The organism is Burkholderia sp. Bp9140 (assembly GCF_003853425.1).
GTDB lineage: Bacteria > Pseudomonadota > Gammaproteobacteria > Burkholderiales > Burkholderiaceae > Burkholderia.
Genome location: NZ_QTPQ01000068.1, coordinates 1 through 21,090, shown reverse-complemented (window position 1 = coordinate 21,090; position 21,090 = coordinate 1). Strand labels below are relative to the sequence as shown.

The following is a 21,090-nucleotide window of genomic DNA, read 5'->3' as shown; positions in this document are numbered from 1 at the left end:
CACCTCGTGAAAGGCTTCCACGCATGACATTCGCATTTCCGGATTCCGCTCCCCGCGCGCCGCGCCGCACCACACCGGCCGCGCTGCTGCTGGCGCTCGCACTGCCGTACGCGGCGTTTGCGCAGGGCACGCCCGTCCCGGGCGGCACGCTGACCTGGGGCGTCGAAACGGAGCCCCGCACGCTGAACCCGCAACTGAACGGTCAGGACAAGGTCGAGCTGCTGCTGCGCAACGCCTATGAAAGCCTGCTCGCGCAGAAGCCCGACGGCAGCTACGTGCCGTGGCTCGCGACCGGCTACAAGGTGTCCGCCGACGGCAAGACCTATACGTTCACGCTGAGCGACGGCGTGAAATTCACCGACGGCGCGCCGTTCGACGCGAAGGCCGTCGCGCGCAACTTCCTCAATGCGCGCGAACTGTCGTATTCGGCCGGCAGCCAGCTCGCACGGCTGATTTCGCACGTCGCCGACGTGAAGACGCCGGACGAGCATACGGTCGTGATCACCCTCGACGCGCCGTATGCGCCGTTCCTGACATTCGCCGGCCGGCTGCCGCTGCTGTCGCCGAATGCGTTCGACCGGCCCAGCCTGAAGTCGGGCGGCACCGACATCGCGGGCACCGGCCCGTTCATCCTGCGCCGCTACGTGAAGGGCCAGGAAATCGAATTCGCGAAGAACCCCGACTATCGCTGGGCGCCGCCGACGGCTGGGCACCAGGGCCCCGCGTACCTGGACCGGATCGTCTACCGGTTCCTGCCAGAATCGTCGGTGCGCACCGGTGCGCTCTTGTCAGGCCAGGTCGATGTGATCGAGGGCGTGTCCGGCAACGACGCGGCGCTGATCCGCAAGAACCCGGACTTTACCTACCGGCGTGCGCTGAACACCGGCACCCCGTACTCGCTGTTCCTGAACGTCACCTACGGCCCCACGCAGGACGTGAAGGTGCGGCGTGCGCTGCTCGAAGGACTCGACACGACCGGCATCGTGCAATCGATCTATCGCGGCGAGCGCACGCGCGCATGGGGTGTCACGTCGCCGATCGATCCGTTCTACGACGCATCGATCGAAAAGACTTACGGCAACAACCCGAAGCTCGCAAACCAGTTGCTCGACGAAGCCGGCTGGAGTGCGCGCGACGCTGGTGGCTACCGCACGAAAAACGGTGAGCGCCTGACGGTCGCGGTGATCCAGGCGCAGGCGACGGTGCGCGACCAGCGCGACGTGTTGCTGCAGGCGCTGCAAGCGCAGGCGCGGCAACGGCTCGGCGTCGACCTGAAGATCCAGTACGTCGACGACGGTACATACGTCGAGGCGCGCAAGACCGGCAAGTTCGGCTCGATCGCGAATTCGAACACGCCGCCGGACGGAATCGACATCGAGGGCCACTACCTGCCCGTCGATCGCGGCGGCGCGCTGAACTACAGCCGTGCGTCGGCGCCCGAGCTGACGCGCTGGCTGCAGGCGGCCGCACGCACGCAGAACGTCGCGGAGCGCAAGAAGCGGTACGGCGACCTGCAGCGCTTCGCGATCAACGAGCAGGCGTACGCGGTGCCGCTGTACGAGCCCGAAGACCAGATCGCCGCCGCGAAGTCGGTTCAGGGGTTGCGCTTCCGCTCGTTCGCGCAGATGCCCGAGAACCCGTACGACGTATGGGTGAAGCAGTAAGCCGGCGCGCGCGGCCTGCCTTGCACCGCGCTTCGCGCTGAACCGACAGGAGAATTCGACCATGAACCGTTCGCCGTCCGCTCATCTGTCCGTCCCGGACCCGCTGCCGGCCGCGGCGTCGCCGGCGGCGTGGCGCCGTTGGCTGCGTTCGCCGGTCGCGACGCGGCTCGCAACCGGTGCACTCGTGCTGTGGGCCGCAGTCACGCTGTCGTTCGCGGCCGTGCATCTTGCGCCGGGCGACATCGTCAGCATCCTGATCGGCGAGCAACTGAGCACGCCGGAGATCGAAGCCGCGATCCGCCAGGAATGGGGACTCGACGAACCGCTTGCGCTGCAGTACCTGCATTACCTGTGGCGGGTGCTGCACGGCGAGTTCGGCCGCTCGTACATCCTGAACACCGACGTCGCGCCGCTCGTGCTCGGCCAGCTGTGGCCGACGCTGAAACTGACCGGCGCGGCGCTCGTCGTGACGATCGCGTTCGCCGTCGGTCTCGCGGTGCCGACGGCCGGCCGCCGCTGGGCCGGGCGCGCCGCGTCCGGCGTCGAGCTGCTGCTCGCGTCGACGCCGTCGTTCTGGCTCGGCATCATGCTGCTGTTCGTGTTCAGTTTCACGCTGAAGCTGTTCCCGGTGGCCGGCGATCGCGGCTTCGCCTCGCTCGTGCTGCCCGCGCTATCGCTCGGGCTGGCACAGGGCGCGGTGATCGGCCGCGTGCTGCGGCAAGGCATCGAGCGTGCGCTCGACGAACCGTACGCGCTGACGGTGCGCTCGTGGGGCATCGGCGGGCTCGCGCTGCGCGTGCGCCATGCGCTGCGCCACGCGGCGCTGCCGGCCGTCACGCTCGCCGGCTGGCTCGTCGGCGGATTGCTGAGCGGCGCGGTCATCACCGAGCAGGTGTTCGGCCGGCCGGGTCTCGGCAAGGTGACGGTCGACGCGGTGCTGTCGAAGGACATGCCGGTGATCCTCGCGATCGCGATCCTTTCTGCGGCGATCTACGTCGCGCTCAGCACCGCCGTCGACCTGCTGTACCTGCTGATCGATCCCCGCCTGCGCGAGCGCCGCGCGCCGCATTGAACCGGAGACGCCCATGTCCGTTCCCGCCGATCTCGCGTTGCACGCACCCGCCACATCCCGCGCGGCCGGCTGGCTGCGCCGCCACCCCGGCCTCGTGCTCGCCGCCGTCTATCTGCTGCTGAACGCGGTCGCCGTCGTCGCGCCCGGGTGGCTCGCACACTACGACCCGCTCGCCGCCGATCCGCTGTCCGCGCAGCTCGGCAGCAGCGCCGAGCACTGGCTCGGCACCGATCAGCTCGGCCGCGACATCTTCTCGCGCGTCGTGTATGGCACCCGTTATTCGCTGTCGATCAGCGCAGCCGCGATCGGCGTCGCGACGCTGTTCGGCACCGTGCTCGGGCTGTTCGCCGGCCTCGCGCGGGGCTGGCTCGACGAGCTGATCACACGCGTGCTCGACGTCGTGTCCGCGTTCCCCGATCTACTGCTCGCGCTGATGCTGATCTCGTTCACCGGCCCCGGCGCGGTGAACCTCGTGTTCGCGCTCGGCATCGCGTCGGTGCCACGCTTCGCGCGCGTGGTGCGTGCACAGACTTTCGTCGTCGCGGCGTCCGGCTACGTCGAGCACGCGCGCACGCTGGGCCTTGCGCCGGCGGTGCTGGTGTGGCGGCACGTGTTGCCGCATGCGATCGCGCAGGTGCCGGTACTCGCGACGATCGGGCTGGGCACCGCGATCATCGGCACGTCGGGACTGAGCTTCCTCGGGATGGGGCCGCAGCCGCCCGCCGCCGAATGGGGGTTGATGCTCGCCGAGGGCCGCAACTACCTGTACAACGCGTGGTGGATCGCGGTGTGGCCCGGCCTCGCGATCACCGCGGCCGTGATCGCCGTGAACGCGCTCGGCGGCTACTGGCAAGCGCGCTTCGAACGCCGGGAGGCAGCATGAGCACGCCCGGAACCGTTTCGCACGCAACGGCCGCCGCGCCACGGGTCCGCATCGAGCGTCTGACGATCGGTTTTCGCGGGCCGCGGGGCACACAACCTGTCGTCGGTCCGCTCGATCTCACCGTGCATGCCGGCGAATGCGTCGCGCTCGTCGGCGAGTCGGGTTCCGGCAAGTCGGTCACAGCGCGCAGTCTCGTCGGGCTGAATGGCCCGCACACCGTGATCGATGCCGCGTGCTTCGAGATCGCCGGCGTCGACGCACGCGGCCACCGGGAACGCGACTGGCGTGTGATACGCGGCCGCCGGATCGGCTACGTGCTGCAGGATGCGCTGGTATCGCTCGATCCGCTGTGGCGCGTGCGCGACCTCGTGGCCGAAGCGCTGCACGATACTCGCCGGCGCGACGTCGCGGCGCGCAGCGCCGACCTGCTGCGCTCGGTCGGCATCGACGACCCCGAGCGGCGCCTGCCGCAGTATCCGCACCAGTTGTCGGGCGGCTTGCGGCAGCGTGTGCTGATCGGCACCGCGATCGCGGGCGGCGCGTCGCTGCTGATCGCCGACGAGCCGACCACCGCGCTCGACATGACCGTGCAACGGCAGATCCTGTCGCTGCTGCGCGCGCGCCGTGATGCCGGCGACGCGGTGCTGTTGATCAGCCATGACCTCGCGGTCGTCGCGGAACTGGCCGATCGCGTGCTCGTGATGCGCGCCGGCCAGATCGTCGAACAAGGGCCGGCGCGCGACGTGCTGACCGCGCCCGCACATCCGTACACGCGCCAGCTGCTCGCGGCGATTCCCACGCCCGCGTCGCGCGGGTTCAGGCTCTCGGCCCATCCAGCGGCCGACGACGCTGCACCTGCCCCCGCCGCTGGGCGCGTCCCATTGCCGCCCAAGCAGATCGAGGCCGGCACGCGGGTGCTCGCGGTCGACGCGGTAACGAAGCGCTACGGCGGCGCCAACGCACCGGCCGCGGTCGACGGCGTGTCGTTCTCGCTCGCACGCGGCGAGACGATCGGCATCGTCGGCGAATCCGGCTCCGGTAAATCGACGGTCGCGCGGATCGTGCTCGGCCTGATCGAGCCCGACAGCGGCGCGGTCACGCTCGACGGCGAGCCATGGAGCGGCGCGCCTGAAGCCATACGACGTGCCCGTCGCGCGCGGCTGCAGTTGATCGCGCAGGACCCGTACAGTTCGTTCGATCCACGCTATTCGGTCGGCCAGATCATCGGCGAGAGCCTCGATGCGATCGGCATTCGCGGCGACGCGCGCCGTCGCCGCGTATTGCAGTTGCTCGACGAAGTGCGGCTCGGCGCGGGTTGCATCGACCGCTATCCGCGCGAACTATCCGGCGGCCAGCGGCAGCGCGTCGCGATCGCGCGCGCGTTCGCGCCGAGTCCCGCGCTGCTCGTTGCGGACGAGCCTGTCAGCGCGCTCGACGTGTCGATCCAGGCGCAGGTGCTCGACCTGCTCGCCGATCTGCAGGCCGAGCACGGCACCGCAATGCTGTTCATCTCGCACGACCTGGGCGTGATTCACCACGTCGCCGACCGGATTCTCGTGATGCGACGCGGCCGCGTGATCGAAAGCGGCCCGGTCGAGCGGGTGTTCGACGTGCCGTCGCACCCGTACACCGCATCGCTCCTCGATGCCCTGCCGACGCTGCCCGGTGCGCACGCCGCGCTCGCATGCCCCCTGCCTGCCCTTACCGAACCGCTTCCATGAGCCCATCGACCCGCACTTCCCCCCGCCCGATCCATCTCGGCGCCATCATCCAGGGCGCGTCCGGCAACATGTCCGCCTGGCGGCATCCTGACGCGGTCGCCGACGCCAGCATCAACGTGGACTTCGTCCGCACGCTCGCCAGGCAGACCGAAGCCGCGAAATTCGACCTGCTGTTCGTCGCCGACGGCCTGCACATCAACGCGAAATCGATTCCTCACTTCCTGAACCGCTTCGAACCGCTTACGCTGCTGTCGGCGCTTGCAGCAGCTTCCCCTGGAGCGGCGGTGCGAGATCGCCGATTTCGTCGAGAACGATCGTGCCGCCGTGCGCTTCCTCGAAATAGCCGACGCGACGCCCCTGCGCACCCGTGAACGCGCCGGCCTCGTGGCCGCACAGTTCGCTCTCCGCGAGTTGCTGGCTGATCGCGCCGCAGTTGACCGCGATGAACGCACCGGAGCGGCCGCCGACATGGTGGATATGACGGGCGACCAGTTCCTAGCCGGTGCCCGTCTCGCCGAGAATTAGCACGGGCGCAGCGCTGGGCCCGATCTGCTCGACGAAGCGCAGCACGGCGCGCGACGCGGGATCCGCGAATACGAGCGCTTTCGCGCGCACCGAAAGGGGGCGATGCTCGCTTTCCGGCAGAGAAATGAGCGGTGGGGAATCTGTGCGATTGTCCATGGTTCGGGCGCGGGCGGACCGGTTGACGATACTGGCGTCCGCCCGAGGGTTTGATCGTAGTCAACCCCGGGCTCGCGCAAAATACCGATTGCTGTGATGCTTCGCTGCCGCGCGCAAATAACGAATCCCGTGTGTGTTGTGCCAAACAACGGCATGCGGCCCGGAGTGCCCGGAAGCCACCGACTACCGGGCGCCCGCTCCCTCAGCCGACGAACCTCGCTTCCACGCCGCTTCGCACGACGAGGTCGAACCGTTCCGGCCGGATATGGAACACGGTGGATTCGCACGTGCTGCCGTCCGCAAGCTGAGACGCGCGCCGCAACACGAGGAGCGGCAAGTGTGGGGCGATCCGAAGCCGCTGCGCGACATCCTCGGGCGACCCGACGGCCGTGACCGACATTTCGGCGTCCGTGATGCGCCAACCGAGCACGCCTTCCAGCACCTCGTAGGTCGACATGCGCTCGGCCTGCTCGAAGGTGACCGTTCCGGCTTCGGGCAGCAGGCAGGTCTGCGCGAGCGCAATGGGTTCTTCGTCGACCCAGTGCAGGCGTTCGAGATAGATGCAGCGCGTGACGTCGGCGGCGAATACTTGCCGCAAGCCCGGCGGTACGTCGCACGCTTCCATGCGCAGCAACTCCATCCGTGCGCGTGCGCCCTGCCCGGCGATCGAATCGTGAAGCCCGCGCAGCACGTCGAGCCGGTGCCGCAGCCGCTGCTTCGCTGCGAACGTGCCCTTGCCCTGCTTGCGCTCGACGATGCGCGCGTCGGTCAGGCGATCGAGCGCGAGCCGGACCGTCACGCGGCTCACCTGAAAACGCTCGCTCAGCTGTGCCTCGGACGGCAGCTTGCCGGTCGGCTCGTACACCCCTTGCTCGATCTCGTCGCGCAGCGTCGTCGCGATCTGCTCGTAAAGCGACGTCGCGTCTTCACGCACCAGCGTCATCGATTGTTCCTCTCCGTGCCCGGCTCGCGCTATGCGCGATTTCCGATATCGATATGAAAAGCAATTGGATCGCCCAACTTGTATTAATACGTATTATGACATCTCGATAGACAGTCGGGTCCGCCATATCAGGACCCGACGCACGGGGAGCATACCAGTGACTGAAAATGCAATCGGCACGCCGCCGTTGGACGGCGCGCAGGCAAGCCGGCCGCCACGGATCGAACCGGCGGCGGCGCGACATGCCGATCCGCACGCGGCAGGCCGATCGCGTCGCGCGCGGTGGCGTGCCGCGATCGGCTTCGCCGCCGCGTGGCTCGCGTTCTTCGCGATTGCATGGTGGTTGCCTGCGCCCGCGCATCTGTCCGCCGAAGGCAACGCGACGCTCGCGGTCGTCGCATGGGTCGCGATCGTGTGGATTACCGATGCGGTTCCGGTCGGCGTAAGCGGCATCCTGCTGCCGATGCTGCTCGTGCTGTCGCATGCGAGCCCGTCGTTTCCGAAGGCGGCCAGCGGCTTCGCGGCGCCCGTCGTGTTCCTGTGCCTCGCCGCGTTCCTGTTCTCCGCGATCATGCAGGCATGCGGACTCGATCGCCGCATCGCGCTGCTGCTGCTCGACCGCCTGAAGGTGCGCACGGCCAACGGCGTGATCTGGGCGATGTTCGCGGTGAACTGCCTGATGGCGCTCGTCGTGCCGGCCGCGAACGCGCGTGCCGCCACGCTGCTGCCGGTCACGAACGGCATTGTCCGGCTGTTCGGCGAATCGCCGCGCGAGCGCGCCGCGCGCAAGGCAATCGTGATCCAGACGCTCGTGTACGGCGCGATGATCAGCGGCATGTGCATCCTGACGGCCCACCTGCCGAACATGGTCGTGTCCGGGCTGCTCGAGAAACAGCTCGGCATCCGGATCTCGTACCTCACGTGGCTGACGCTGCAGTGGCCGTACCTCGGGATGTTCGCGATCACGCAGGGCTGGGTGCAGTTCTATTTCCGCTCGCGCGCGGTCGCGATTCCCGGCGGCGTCGATGCGATCGCGACGATGCGCCGCGCGCAGCCGAGTGCGGCGCGCAACGACTGGGCCGTGCTCGCGCTGTTCGCGGCCGTCGCCGTGTTGTGGGCGACCGAGCCGCTCCATCACCTGCCGTCGGAAATCGTCGCGCTGATCGCGCTCGCGCTGCTGTTCGCGCCCGGCGTGCTGCGCTTCGGCTGGGCCGAAGTCGAGCAGCGCACGATCTGGGGCACGCTGTTCCTGCTGGCCGGCGCACTGTCGCTGTCCGCGGCGATCAGTTCGTCGGGGCTCGCAAGCTGGGCCGCGGATCATATCTATGCCGCCGCACGCGGCCACGGCTGGTGGCTCGGGATCGCGATCGTGATGCTCGGTACGCACGTGATCCGCATCGGCATGCTGTCCAACGTCGCGGCCGTCACGATGATCGCGCCGATCGCGCTCGCGCTGGCGCCGCGCCTCGGGCTGCATCCGGTTGCGTTCACGATGCTCGTCAGCGACACCGACAGCTTCGCATACTTGCTGCCCACGCAGATTACCGCCGGCGTCATCGCGTACAGCAGCGGTGCGTTCTCGACGGCCGACTACGCGAAGGTCGGGATCGTGTCGGTGCTGATCGCGATCATCTATGGCCTCTGTGTGATCGCGCCGTGGTACGCGTACATGGGCATCCCCGTCTGGGACGCGAGCGCGCCCTGGCCGTTCGCGCATTGACGCGCGCCGCTTTCCATCGACATCTTTCTGAATTCCCCATGAACGAATCCAACGCCGCCCTCGATACCGTTGATGTCCGCGCCGCCGCACTGCGCGACCGCCTGGGTCCGCACGTTGCCCCCGCAGGCCTGTATGAACGCCACAAGCGCCTGCCGTTTGCCGGGCGCGTGAGTTGCAACGTCACGCGTCTCGAAGCCGGCGAATGGAGCGAGATCGTGCTCGATTACGAAGTCGGCTCGTCGGGGATCGCCGACGGCGGCTGGTTGAAGGCCACCTTCAAGTTCTATTCGGATTGGGCGCTGTTCCAGACGAGCGATCCGAGCGCCGCGAACTACATCAGCGCCGAATACCTTGCCGCGCCGCTCGTGCCGGGCCAGAGCCCGGCCACCGTGCAGGCGCTGAACGTTCGTTTCGACCAGAAAGGGCACGAGCGGCCGTTCCAGAAGGCCGTGATCGTCGACGTCGTCGACGGTTACGTGAACGCCGGCGACCGGATCGTGATTCGTCTTGGCGACCGCCGCCGCGGCCCCGGCACGCGCGTACAGACCTTCGCCGAGGACAACTTCCGGTTCCGGCTCTATGTCGATCCGCTCGGCACGTCGCGCTTCGTCGCGGTGCCCGGCGACATCTCGATCGACATCCGTGCCGGCGCGCCGTCCGACGTGCTGCTGAACGGTCCGCGCTTCGTGCGGCCCGGTACGCGCGCGCCGTTCCGGCTGTCGCTGCAGGACCGCTGGGGCAATGCGTGCCGCGACGTCGGCGGCGCCGCGCGCGTCGTCGCATACGACACACGCGGCGAAGCCGTCTACCGGCGCGAGCACGCGCTGCCCGATACCGGGCTCTCAAGTTGTGCGGTCGACGACCTGCCGGTCGATGCCGGCACGCTGCGCATCGTGGCCGACGTGCCTGCCCGCCCGGACGTGCGCGCGGCCGAAGCATGGCTCACGATCGACGCATCGCTGCCCGTGCCGCGCGCGCTGTACGCGGACCTGCACGTCCATGCACACGATACGGTCGGCACCAACAGTCCCGAGTACAACGCGCGCTACGCACGCGACATCGGCGGCATCGACGTGCTCGGCTACACGGCGAACGATTTCCAGATCACCGACGAGAACTGGCAGCTTGGCGTGGATGCGGTCGAACGCTTCAACGAACCGGGCCGCTTCGTCGTCTATCCGGTGCAGGAATGGTGCGGCAGTTCGACCGCGGGCGGCGATCACAACGTCGTGTTTCTCGGCGACGCGCGGCCGGATTTCCCGTACAACGCGCGCGGCGAGCACAACCGCACGCTCGTCTGGAACGAGGACATGAAGGGCAATGCGGTCGAGCTCGGCCGCTGGCCCGTCGAGGAATTGTGGGACGCGTATGCGGACGATGCCGCGCAGCATCTGGTGATGCCACACGTGGGCGGCCGCCGCTACATCCCGGACTGGCATCATCCTGAACTCGAGCGGCTCGTCGAGATCGCGTCGTCGTGGGGACACTTCGGGTGGCTGTACCAGGACGTGATCGAACGCGGCTACCAGCTCGGCGTGGCGGCCAGCGGCGACGAGCATCGCGGCCGGCCCGGCGGTGGCGCGCCGGGCGTACAGGTGTTCGGCGTGCACGGCGGGCTGACGGGCGTCCTCGCCCCGGTGCTCGATCGCAAGCACGTCGGCGAAGCACTGCGCGCACGCCGCACGTGGGCGACCACCGGCGAGCACAGCGCACTGCTCGTGCGCTGCGGCGATCACTGGCAAGGCGATGCGTTTGCGCACCGTGGGCCCGCTCGGCTCGACTACCGGCTGCTCGGCCAGTCAGGCTGGGAATACGTGGCGGCGTACGATCACGAAGGCCTGCTGTGGGAACGCAACCTGCATGCGGAACTCGGCTACGCGGATCGCCTGATCCGCGTGCGCTGGGGTGGCGCGCGCATTCGCGATCGTTACCGCTGGGCCGCGTGGCGCGGCCGGATTCGCATCGTCAACGGCACGATCCACCGTTTCGGATCGAACGGCTTCGAGCACGTCGAGGAGTCGGCGTGGCGCACCGGCGCGACGGATGTCGAGTTCCGCAGCGACACCTATGGCGACGCGGACAGCATCGAGCTCGACATCGGCAATCTCGCTGCCGCGACGATCGTGATCGAAGGCACGATCGACAGCTTCGCGAAGGTCGGCGATCCGCTTCAGCGAAATCCGTTCGTGCATGCGCCGGCGTTCCGATTCGAAATCAGCGGTGCCGCGTTGCTCGCGCAGGGGACGGCGACGCACGCACTCGGCGGCACGGAGCTGTTCGTCGCGATCGAACGGCTGACCGACCAGCCGCTGCCCGTCGATCTCGCAGGCAGCGTCGAAGTTGCACCCGGCAATGCATCGTTCGGATACCGCCCCGTCTATTGCTTCGGGCGGCAGCGCAACGACAGCAAGGTCTGGTCGTCCGCGCAGTTCATCACGTTCGATTGACGTATTTCCGGGACCGGCCAATCGTGCAGCACGCCGCGTCAGGCCGCGTCATGTCCGCATGCATTCATTGATCCGGCGACAGTGGCGCGGGCCCGTCAACATGCCCTTCGTTGTCGCCCGCCCCATGTTGGGTCGACGCCTTCTCAAGCCACGAACCCGTGCTCGTTAAGCAGCCGACACCGCGTTCATCTAGCCGGTGCAGCCTTCGTCTTCTGTCGGATTCCCGGCGGTGGCGCCGTCGGGCGCTGCTTCATGTCGGTCAGCATCTGCTGGCACGGCAACGGCCGATTGCGGCCCGGCTGCAGCAACGCGAGCAGACTTGCGAGCGGATTCAGCAAGCCCAGCCCGATCGCTGCCCCGCCACGCGCGATCAGTGCCCCGGCCTTGACCCCGACGTGCGGCTGCTTGAAGGATCCGGTGACATACAGTGGCGAGCGCAGCGATATCACGCGGAATCCCTTGGTATGGGGATGGATCGTCAGATTCATGGTCTCGTCTCGCAGGTTCACGTTGCCGTCCATTCCGATCACCGCGTCATCGGTGTCGAGCGCGAACACGCGCGAGTCGAGCACGCCATGGGTGACCACGAAGTCGGCCACTGCGCAGTTGATCTTTACGTCGCGTGTGCCGAACAATTTCTCGTACACCACGTTTGCAACGTTCAATCCAGCGGCTTCCATCAGCAAGAGACTCACCGTGCCGTCGGTGACCAATGCCTTCACTTCCCCGTTGGACGTCGCTGCGAGTGCCGCCGGCGAATTGCCGGTGGCCGACAACGCGACATCGCCGTTGACCTCGCCGAGCGCTGTTTGCATCACCGAGAATGTCGGGAACAGTTGCTTGAGTTTCAGATGTCGCGCCTGCAGCGAGAATTGCCCCTTGAGCGGCACGCCGCTGCCGTCCAGGTGAATGTTCGAAGCAAGCGTACCGCCCGCGACACCAAAGTTCAGCGGGTTGAGCGTCAGCACACCGTCATGCATGACGACGTGGGTCGACAGGTCGGTGATCGGCAAGTTCGAAGTCTTGACGATGCGCCGCCCGGTAAATCGAACGTCGGCGTCGATCTTCGTCCAGCGGTCAGTGCGGAATGCCTCGACCGGCAACGCCTTGTTCGCGGGCTGCGCGACGGCCGCACCCCGCCGCGCCTTGCTGGCATTCGTGTCGGCGCCGACGAGCGGCGCAAGGTCGGAGAACTGCAGCAGCCTGGACACCAGCGTACCGGACAAGAGCGGCCTCGGTTCGCGCGAAACGTACACCAACGTGCCGTTGATATCGCTGCCGCCGACGCGTCCCGTGAAGTCCTCGTACTTGAAGACGTCGCCGGACGCCCGGAATTGACCGACCAGCCGGCCGTCGGTCGCATAAGGAGAGGTTTCGGGTAGTGTGATGCCCGTGACTTCATACAGGTGGGCCATGCTGGTGCCCGCGAGCCACAGTCGGAGATCAACCGCTGCCAGGTGCGACGGATCCGTCAGCGTGCCGACGAGCGCCAGGTGCGTATCGCCAAAGCGCAAATCGGCCTGAACCGGAAATGGGTGTTGCGTGCCCTGCACCTCCAGCAAATTGCCGATCTTGCCGGTGCCGGCGACATCCCCCTTCTTGTACGTCCCCTTGACGGTCCAGCCGATCATGTAAGCGCCAACGCTGGCAGATGCCGCGGGCGCGGCGCCTGCCGATGCGCTCGGTGTCGCCGAGGCCGTTGCGCCGGGTGCGGCAGTTGCGGTTGCGTTCGACGCCAGCGGTGGGCCTGATACAGACGGGGCGATCGTGGTGCCGGATTTCGTCGCTTCAGCATGCGAAGCAGCGGCCACCGCTTGCGAAGCCGCCGCCGATGCGCGGGACGCCGCCTCGGCGCCCGACGCGGGCACCCTCGATTGTGCCGCCCCGGAGTGCGCCTGGGCCGCGAGCTTTTTTTGACCTGCCGGCCCGACGGCCTGTGCCGATTCGCGGTGCGCCAGCGCCTCCTGCTGCTTCACCACCGCGCCGAACGGGATCGGCCGGCCAAGCGTGTCGATCACGGCGCTCAGATCGAATTGCTTTTGCTGGTCGTAGTAGCCGAGATTGCCTTGGGCAAACGCGATCTCATGCAGGTCGAGCGTCCATCCGCCGCGATGCGCGGGCTCCTTGAGCTTGAACGTCCAGTTGACTCGCCCGTCCCTGAGGCGTTCGAGGTCGACGGATGGATTGACCAGATCGATTGCGGGAATCACGATGTGGCGTGCCATCAGCGGCAGAGCCTCGACTTCGAAGCTGATCGCGTCCAGCGCGATGAAATACTTCGTGCGCGCCCAATCGGGGTTGGAGATCGTGACATTGTGTGCGCTGAATCTCGGCCACGGCACCCATGCGCGCCAGCCTTGCTCGCTCAAGGGCCGACGCCACCCGATATGCAGATCGCCGTTGATGGCGAACTGCCGTCCGATCGCGTCCGACACCTTGTCGTCGACCCAAGGCCGGGCTCGATTCCAGTCGAACGTCACGATGAAGATGACCAGCACTGCAAGCGCCAGGGTGACGATAACGGAAAGCCACGCGGCCGCCTTGCCGACGGTGTGGCCTATGTGCATTTCTCACTCCCCGAGTTTGCTGCACGATATCGAGCAATTCGTGTTCCTGAATACGCGTCAAATGGGCATGTCGGATGATATCGACGCGCAATCACGTGCGACCTGCCGAGCGCTTGCACGAGCAGTCGACAGATGCCGCGAAACCGGCTTTCCGGGCCATCCGCTCCATGCGCAAGAACTTTGCCGGATTGCAGATAAGGGGTCCTCCGCCACGTCGCGCGCGAGTTCGAAATGGGGTTCTCACGACTTTTCAGGCGTTGAGCTTCGCAGTAAGGTTCCGGATCGACTGCTCCCTCCTCGCGCTGTGTGGGGGGCAAGCTTGTGGAACGAGAGAAGTAGACGCTTGCGCAGTGCTTTCCGCATCCACGGCATGTCGATCGGGAGGATCAATGGATCGTCGCCACTTCCTCAAGTCGTCGGCCTTTTTTACCGTTGCGGCTGCCACCGTCACGCTCGACGTTCCACCGGCACTCCTGCGGGTCAGCACCGTGCGCAAGAACCTCTATCGATTCCCGCAAGGTGTCGCAAGCGGTGACCCACGCGATCGCTCCATCGTGTTCTGGACGCGATGCGTGCCGGTATCCAGGGGCGTCCAGCACCATGCAAAGGGGGTCGCGCGCGCGGTACCGCTAAGACTCGAAGTATCGACGCTGCCGGATTTCTCGACACTCGTCGCCAGCGTACCGCTGAGGGCGCTGGCCACCTACGACTTCACCGTGCGCGCGAAGGTGACGGCGTTCTCGCCGAAGACCACCTACCACTACAGGTTCGTCGCCGGCGACGACGTCAGCATGACGGGGGTCGCGCGCACGGCGCCAGAGGCAAACGAGGCCAACGAGCAGGTTCGCTTCGCGTGGCTCACCTGCCAGGACTGGAGCGTCAACCATTGGCAAGCGATGACGCTGCTGGCCGCCGAACGCGATCTCGATTTCGTCGTGCACGTGGGCGACTACATCTATGAAACGGTCGGGACCTCTCCCCCCGGCCGGGCCGAGCCGGCGCATCCTCCGCTGCGCTTGCCCGACGGCAAGCTGCTCGCGGACGGCCGCGCGTATGCCGATACGCTCGAAGACTACCGGACACTCTATCGCACCTATCGTACCGATCCGCGCTTGCAGACGCTGCACCAGCGCCTGCCGATGATCGCGATCTGGGACGACCACGAATTTTCCGACGACTGCTGGCAGGATCATCAGGTCTACACCAACGAGGAGCGGCAGGAAACCCGGCGCCGCCGCAGCGCCAGTCGCGCGTGGGCGGAGTACATGCCGGTGGATTGGAGCGATGTGCGCTTCGAGCCGGACAATCCGTCGTACACGAACATTCGCATCTACCGCGATTTTCGTTTCGGCATGCTGATGCACCTGGTGATGACGGACGAGCGGCTGTATCGCGACCACCCTGTCGTGAGCGAGGCGGCTGTCGCGCGCACGCACGGGCACGACCCGGTGCATGGGGACGACTCGGCCGGCTCTCGCTACTTCGTCAAGCAGGACGTGCTGCAACGTTACGAGGCGCGCGATACCGAGCAACTCGGTCGCCCGCCGTCGATGCTCGGTCCGGAACAGACACAATGGTGGAAAGCGGCGATGAGGGGCTCGCCGGCAACGTGGAAGGTATGGGGCAACGAGGTGATGTTGAATCGTCTGTGGTTCCTGATGCCGGGCGCACCGAAGACACCCGCGGCCCGCCTCGTGGCCGATTGCGACGCCTGGGACGGCTATCCCGCGCACAAGCACGAACTGCTCGCTTACTTGAGGGAGCACGGAATCCATAACGTCGTCGCGATCACCGGGGATCTGCATGCATTCCAGTGCGGTGTCGTGCGGGACGATCCCGATCCCGCGACGACGGTGCCGGTGATCGTTGATTTTGTCTGCGCCGGCATCAGCAGCTCGTCCTTCTATTCCACCCTGAAAGCGGCATGGAACGGTACGCCGCTAGCATCGATCGTGGCCACCCCTGCCAGACTCGACAGTTTCCTGATGGCGAACAACCCGGATCTGTGCCACGCTGACCACGACGCGCAGGGCTATGCGTCGGCCACCGTCACGCCGGAACACTTTTCCGTCACGTTCAACAAGGTGAAGCCGTTGAACCCGGACGGAACCGCGCCCGCGGATGCACTGCTTGGCCGCACGCGATTGACCGTGCCCAAGGACTCGGTCGAGGTACGCGTCGACCCCATCTAGATTCCGACGCGCGCGAGTTCGTTGCCGAAGACGGTCGAGCCGCAGTTTTTTCTCATTCCCGCAAATCTGAATGAGCAACCCTGTCCGGTCATGCACAGGGCCGCGCCAGGCGGCTCGTCAGTGGATGTGTCCTGCGAAAAGCCCGAGCAATCCGATGACGATCAGATAGATTGCAACGATGTAATTCAGCAGGCGCGGTACCACCAGAATAAGAATTCCGGCAATCAGCGAGACCAATGGGCTCAGGTTCGTGAATACGTGCATGGCGTTGCCCCTTAACAATAGATCGCGAAATCGCCGAGCAGAGCGCCTCTCCTGAAACACCGGAAACCCTGTCGCTCGAGAGAGTGCGTTCGCTACCCATTGACATCCGGTTAGCCCGCCGAGACAGGCGCTTGACCCGAAGCATGCCGACGATCTCCGGGCACCGGGCAAACACGCTACCGGCGGCCGCGGACCGTACTTCATGAACGTGAGCTTCGTAGCCGCTCTTTTTCAACGCTGCACGCGATGCCCAACATGTGCGGGAGTTTCTTGCAGACGCAGGTGCCCTGAACCACGGACGTTTGTCAGTGCAGCGTTCGCTCGCGTATCGGAGCGATTTCCGTGCCTGGCTCAGCGCGTGCTTATCGACCGAACTGCCGGCAACCGCCGAAAAGCGGAAGCGCGCGGCAAGTAGACGAGCCCATTCCGGCGACGGCCATGCTTGTGCCGGAGCCCGCATGAATGTCAGGTTGCGCTGTGAGAATCCCCGCACGTCGGGAAACGCAGCGTTCAAGTCCGGCGCTAGCCGATCGATGACTTTCGCACCCAACCCTTGTCGCTTCTCGACTGTCTGAACAGAATGGGCCTACGCGTGAAAATGAGCCCCTAGAAATTGCGCGCCACGCCGACCATGAACATGTCCTGGTCCTTGTCGTTACCGGTTGCGACACGATTGAAGCGCACGCTCGCCGCCCAATCGTTCGTGACCTGATAGGTCACCTGCGCGCTGAGCAAGGCATTGAGTCTCGTTTTGCTCGAGACCTCGTCCCGATCATGCGAGAGATACGGACCCACACCTGCCGAAAGCGTCCACTTGCTCTTGATCGGCGCGACGTACCAGATTTGCGCCGCCACGCCTCTTCGGCCGGCGACGCCATTGTTGCCTTCATAGACGAAGCTCGCCGAATAGGCCCACGCATTGCCGAGTGGCCGCTTGACTTCGACCATATACCCCTTTTCGATCGGCACTTGGGGACGGTTCGTCTGCGACGTCCCGGCCCAAACGCTCACCTGTGTCTTGCCGTCCGAAAACGCCGGGCCAGGATCGCCGCCAAGATCCGAGCCGATGCCGAACAGCACCGCGTCGGAATTGAACCCGTTGATCATCTGGACGTGGTTGTACTGCACCTTGAGGAAGAAGCCGTTGGGAACGAGGTAATACCGCACCGCTGCCGACGCACGCACGCCCCATCGCTTTTCATTACGCAACCGGTTGTCGACATGTGTCGTGTCCATGCTGAAATACGGACCCGCCGACAATTCGAGCGCCAGGCGATTGCCGACCGGCCAGCGAAACGCGCCCAGGGCCGCGAAGCCGTCACGGTGGTGATCCAGCGGATGCCCCTCGTTCACATATGCGAGGTAGACCGAGAGGTAGTCATTCAAGACGTCGCCGAAGCCGACTTCGTAGGCACGCCAATGCATGTCACCCCCCTCGGTCGCACGTCCGTCGCCATACACCGCATAGACGTTGATCGTTCGTTCCAAAGGCTTCAACCCGACCGGCAAGCTCGAAGGACTGTCCTCGGCGTGCGCGTGGCCCGGGCCTGCCAGAATTGCCAGAGCGGCGATCGAGCTTGCGAGGACGAAGCGCGAATAGATGCGACGGCACGGTCCCATTTGGACACCCCCTCACGTTGGTAACGGTAACCGCGATTTCCTGGACAAGTTGACAGCGATTATTGGCGACGGGCAATAGGGGCCAGCCCGCTCACTTCTCCGGCTGTAGCCTCCACGAGGCGCTCGCCGATCCGGAACACCTACGCTGAACGCTGGCCGAGCAACACGGCGACATTGCGCTCGGCCAGCGCGGCGATCGTGCGGGATGGATTCAGCCCGAGCGCACGCGGGACAGTCGCACCGTCCATCACATAGAGCCCGTCGTAACCGAATACCTTTCCGTCCGCGTTCACCACGCCATCCGCGCACGTTAGCCCCATGTTGCAACCACCGAGCGGATGCGGAGTGATCAGCTTGTGGAAATCGCTCCATGTCGGCGGGACGAAAGGTTCGCCGCCCGTGGCAACCGACAGGCGCCGGTGCGCATCGACCATCGCATCGACGACAGCCCGGGATCGCGCGTACGACCAGTCGAGCCGCAACACGCGATGCCAGGGCGCAAACCAGCAGCGACCGAGACGCATGCGCCCGTCGCCCGGATCGATGGCCTGGCCGAACCAGGGCATCATGTTCTCGACCGGGTCATCGCAATCGAAATGGCGCGCGAAGGCTCGCCAGAACGCGCGCATCACCCCACCGTGCGAGCGCTGCAGGTGGCGGCGCACGAAATCATGCGCAAGATTGGGCACGCCGCCGTCCTCCACGAACAGAGGTTGACCCTTGTCGGCAGTCCCGTCGAGCAGGTCGATCGCAGCGGAAATGGTGACGCCGTGCGACGGAGAGATCTTCCGGTGACTGTAGAAGGCCGGCGTGACGAAGTCGCCGTTGAAGGCCCAGCCCCAGCCGAGCCTCGGCGATAGATTCGGCAGCGTGCGATGCTCGTCGCGACAGCGGAGCAGCAACTCGGTACTGCCGATCGATCCGGCGCTGACGATCACCCTGGCCGCCGTGGCGGTTCCAGGCATGAAACTGCCGGCCACGGGATCGATGACGTTGAAATGTACGCGCCATCCCCGGCCGAGCGGCTCGAGCTTCTGCACGACGTGCAGCGGAAGGATTTTTGCGCCATGGCGCTCGGCCACGGCCAGATAGTTGAGGTCGAGCGTGTTCTTCGCCGACACCTGGCATCCGATGTCGCAATTGCCGCAGTGCACGCACGTGCCTTGCGATACCCCATGCACGTTGACGTGCCTGACCGAATGCCGGTCGTCGCGCGCGCCGGGCAAGGACGGATCGTAGGTCGGCGAAAACGATACGGCGAGCGGCAACTTGCGATACCGATCGCCCCAACCGCAGGCGTCGGCAGCGTCGCGCAACAAGCGGGTGCGTTCGCTGATCTGGTTGTCGGGCACCTCCTGGACCGACAGCATCCAGCCCACGCGCTGGTAATACGGCTTGAGTCCCTCGTACGTGATCTCCGGCGGCCAGCCGCGATCGAAGGCGTCGGGTTTGGCCTCGACCGAGACGTTGGCGTAGATCAGCGACCCGCCGCCCACGCCGGCGGCAGCCACCACCGACATGCTGGAAAAGACACGCAGGTCGGCCCAGCCATGGAATCGTTGCGGGTTCTGCTGATTCCACAGCCACGGGTCGGTCTCGTCGCGCGGATACGTGTTCGGTGTCCAGCGGCGACCACGCTCCAGCACCAGCACCCGCCATCCCGCCTCCGCAAGGCGGCAGGCCGCCACCGCTCCGCCGAAGCCACTCCCGACTACGATGACATCGTATTCAATCGCGCTCATGACGACGATCTCCTGACGTAGGTGCGTCACGGTTCCGATGCGAAAAACCTGAAGAATCCTCCCGCCTCCGAAGGCATCACGATGCCGGACGGGGCGAAGTCGATGTGGCCCGCCAGGCCGCTTTCGTGTTGGTCGAGGTGAAACAGCTGCCCGGCAAACCGTTTGGAAAGACCCGACATCGTCGTTCCTCAATCTTGCCCGGCAGACCCGGCAAAACGTCGTCATCCAGATGACTTTTCCTTTATTTTCAATATGTTATGCGCCTCTCACGGGCGCATGATTCGAGCTGGCACGTCCTGTGCGTTTGTAGCTGCGAGCGCAACGAAAAGTGCTCTCTTCCAAACCGCAGCAAACTTAGGAGATTTATCATGTCCGCACTGATGATCAACGACCTGTCCCGCGCCCACGAACTCAGCCGCAAGGAAATGGCTGCCGTCAGCGGTGGTAGCGTGTTCCAGAACATGGGAATCAACAACATCGCCACCGGCAGCGGATTCTCGTTCGCCAGCCCCAATACCATCACGGCCCCCGTCACGCAGGTCGATGCATCGACCCACCTGGATCTCACCAGCGTGACCAACTCGATCAACAACCTTGGCGGTCTGGTTGTCGCGAAGCTGGGCGTGTAAGCTTCGCCGTCCTTCCCCGCAGTGGCAGTGTTCGATAGCGTCGTACCGAAGCTCTGCAGCCCGCCGCGGGATTGTTCTCGCGGCATTCAAAGCCCGCCGGGCCGCGTCCCTGGCGGGCTTCCTTGCATGATAAAAACGCAGACGGCATGAACAGGCGGATTTGCTGACGCCCCGTCGGCAGCCCCCCCTCTCCCATCAGCGGCCGGGTTGATCCCGGCGCGCTTTCAGCGTCCCTCCCCTGCGCACAGATCCGCTCCGCCTCATCGAGTTTGACGGCGCCGGGGCGCCGGTCATGGAACTGCGTGGTCGCATCGATGCGTCGTTGGTCATCGGCGCGGCATTCCCGATGCGTCCCGCCGCTCCGCAGGCACGCAGCGAATTCAGTTATGCGAAGCATACGATTCCCGATCCTGGCGTCAATCCCGGTTGCGGCCGCCCGTCGGCGCACCATCGCGTCGGCGTTCGCCGTCGGCAACAGCGTGTCGCTCAACGGCCGGGCGCCGCGCGCGATCGCGTGCGTATTGGCGACGCTTTCGCGCAGACGCTTCCACCCCGCCGCCGCACATGGATGCCTGCGACGCGAATCGCCAGCGCCACGCGCCATTTCATGTTGGCCGAGATAAAACAGCAGCCACGGAAATTGTTTGGAAGAACCCGACATCGTCATTCCTCGATCTTGCCCGGCGGGCCCGGCGAAACGTCGGATGCCAGATGGAATTGCCTTTTTTTTCATGAGGTTAAGCACCCCTCATGCGCACATGACTCGAGGCTGGCACGTCCCGTGCATTTGTAGCTGCGAGCGCAACGAAACGTGCTCTCTTCCAAACCGCAGCAAGCCCAAGGAGATTTACCATGTCCGCACTGATGATCAACGACCTGTCCCGCGCCCACGAACTCAGCCGCAAGGAAATGGCTGCCGTCAGCGGTGGTAGCGTGTTCCAGAAC

The 21,090-nt window shown here is 65.9% G+C and carries 16 protein-coding genes and 1 pseudogene; 9 read left to right on the top strand and 8 right to left on the bottom strand.

Translation table 11 applies throughout. The annotated features are described in order from the left end of the window. Positions 1–23: 23 nt before the first annotated feature. From DIE21_RS35435 to DIE21_RS35415, 5 genes and pseudogenes are all read left to right on the top strand, one after another. Positions 24–1,664 (top strand): ABC transporter substrate-binding protein, encoded by a 1,641-nt coding sequence (locus DIE21_RS35435; protein WP_124502000.1) that lies wholly within the window; start codon positions 24–26, stop codon positions 1,662–1,664. A 61-nt stretch (positions 1,665–1,725) separates the two neighbouring features. After that, positions 1,726–2,736 (top strand): ABC transporter permease, encoded by a 1,011-nt coding sequence (locus tag DIE21_RS35430; protein WP_124501999.1) that lies wholly within the window; start codon positions 1,726–1,728, stop codon positions 2,734–2,736. A gap of 13 nt (positions 2,737–2,749) precedes the next feature. Beyond that, complete coding sequence (locus DIE21_RS35425) at positions 2,750–3,619, top strand: ABC transporter permease (protein ID WP_124501998.1); 870 nt, start codon at positions 2,750–2,752, stop codon at positions 3,617–3,619. Further along, complete coding sequence (locus DIE21_RS35420) at positions 3,616–5,340, top strand: ABC transporter ATP-binding protein (protein WP_124501997.1); 1,725 nt, start codon at positions 3,616–3,618, stop codon at positions 5,338–5,340. The genes DIE21_RS35425 and DIE21_RS35420 overlap by 4 nt, the downstream gene beginning before the upstream one ends. Next, positions 5,337–5,612, top strand: a pseudogene (locus tag DIE21_RS35415) (LLM class flavin-dependent oxidoreductase); the annotation flags it as partial. The gene DIE21_RS35420 and the pseudogene DIE21_RS35415, both read left to right, overlap by 4 nt. Here the strand turns inward: DIE21_RS35415 and DIE21_RS38220 are convergent. Further along, a complete protein-coding gene (locus DIE21_RS38220) occupies positions 5,581–5,784 on the bottom strand; it encodes a sigma 54-interacting transcriptional regulator (protein WP_311767476.1) in 204 nt (67 codons plus the stop codon). The pseudogene DIE21_RS35415 and the gene DIE21_RS38220 sit on opposite strands and share 32 nt — an antisense overlap. A gap of 439 nt (positions 5,785–6,223) precedes the next feature. After that, positions 6,224–6,964, bottom strand: a complete 741-nt coding sequence (locus DIE21_RS35405) for a GntR family transcriptional regulator (protein WP_124501996.1) — start codon at positions 6,962–6,964, stop codon at positions 6,224–6,226. 157 nt (positions 6,965–7,121) lie between these two features. Between DIE21_RS35405 and DIE21_RS35400 the strand changes: the two genes are divergently transcribed. Together DIE21_RS35400 and DIE21_RS35395 are read left to right on the top strand one after the other, a co-directional pair. After that, positions 7,122–8,684, top strand: a complete 1,563-nt coding sequence (locus DIE21_RS35400; protein WP_260426829.1) for an anion permease — start codon at positions 7,122–7,124, stop codon at positions 8,682–8,684. A gap of 38 nt (positions 8,685–8,722) precedes the next feature. After that, a complete protein-coding gene (locus tag DIE21_RS35395; protein ID WP_124501995.1) occupies positions 8,723–11,131 on the top strand; it encodes a hypothetical protein in 2,409 nt (802 codons plus the stop codon). A gap of 185 nt (positions 11,132–11,316) precedes the next feature. Here the strand turns inward: DIE21_RS35395 and DIE21_RS35390 are convergent, their stop codons facing one another. Beyond that, positions 11,317–13,698: an AsmA family protein gene (locus DIE21_RS35390; RefSeq protein ID WP_124501994.1), complete on the bottom strand. Its 2,382-nt coding sequence runs from the start codon at positions 13,696–13,698 to the stop codon at positions 11,317–11,319. Positions 13,699–14,087: 389 nt separating this feature from the next. Here DIE21_RS35390 and DIE21_RS35385 point away from each other — a divergent pair, with 389 nt between their 5' ends. Next, positions 14,088–15,890, top strand: a complete 1,803-nt coding sequence (locus DIE21_RS35385) for an alkaline phosphatase (protein WP_124501993.1) — start codon at positions 14,088–14,090, stop codon at positions 15,888–15,890. 117 nt (positions 15,891–16,007) lie between these two features. Here DIE21_RS35385 and DIE21_RS35380 read toward each other — a convergent pair whose 3' ends face one another. The 4 genes from DIE21_RS35380 to DIE21_RS37460 form a co-directional block, all read right to left on the bottom strand. Continuing rightward, positions 16,008–16,154, bottom strand: a complete 147-nt coding sequence (locus tag DIE21_RS35380; RefSeq protein ID WP_124501992.1) for a DUF3096 domain-containing protein — start codon at positions 16,152–16,154, stop codon at positions 16,008–16,010. A 606-nt stretch (positions 16,155–16,760) separates the two neighbouring features. After that, on the bottom strand, positions 16,761–17,774 hold the full coding sequence (locus tag DIE21_RS35370) for a hypothetical protein (protein ID WP_124501991.1): 1,014 nt from the start codon (positions 17,772–17,774) through the stop codon (positions 16,761–16,763). A gap of 140 nt (positions 17,775–17,914) precedes the next feature. Next, complete coding sequence (locus DIE21_RS35365) at positions 17,915–19,516, bottom strand: GMC oxidoreductase (protein ID WP_124501990.1); 1,602 nt, start codon at positions 19,514–19,516, stop codon at positions 17,915–17,917. Between the two features lie 26 nt (positions 19,517–19,542). After that, positions 19,543–19,695: a hypothetical protein gene (locus tag DIE21_RS37460; protein WP_185642915.1), complete on the bottom strand. Its 153-nt coding sequence runs from the start codon at positions 19,693–19,695 to the stop codon at positions 19,543–19,545. Between the two features lie 189 nt (positions 19,696–19,884). Here DIE21_RS37460 and DIE21_RS35360 point away from each other — a divergent pair, with 189 nt between their 5' ends. Next, complete coding sequence (locus tag DIE21_RS35360) at positions 19,885–20,145, top strand: hypothetical protein (protein WP_124501989.1); 261 nt, start codon at positions 19,885–19,887, stop codon at positions 20,143–20,145. Here DIE21_RS35360 and DIE21_RS35355 read toward each other — a convergent pair. Then, complete coding sequence (locus DIE21_RS35355; protein ID WP_124501988.1) at positions 20,102–20,806, bottom strand: hypothetical protein; 705 nt, start codon at positions 20,804–20,806, stop codon at positions 20,102–20,104. The genes DIE21_RS35360 and DIE21_RS35355 overlap by 44 nt on opposite strands. Positions 20,807–21,090: the final 284 nt, after the last annotated feature.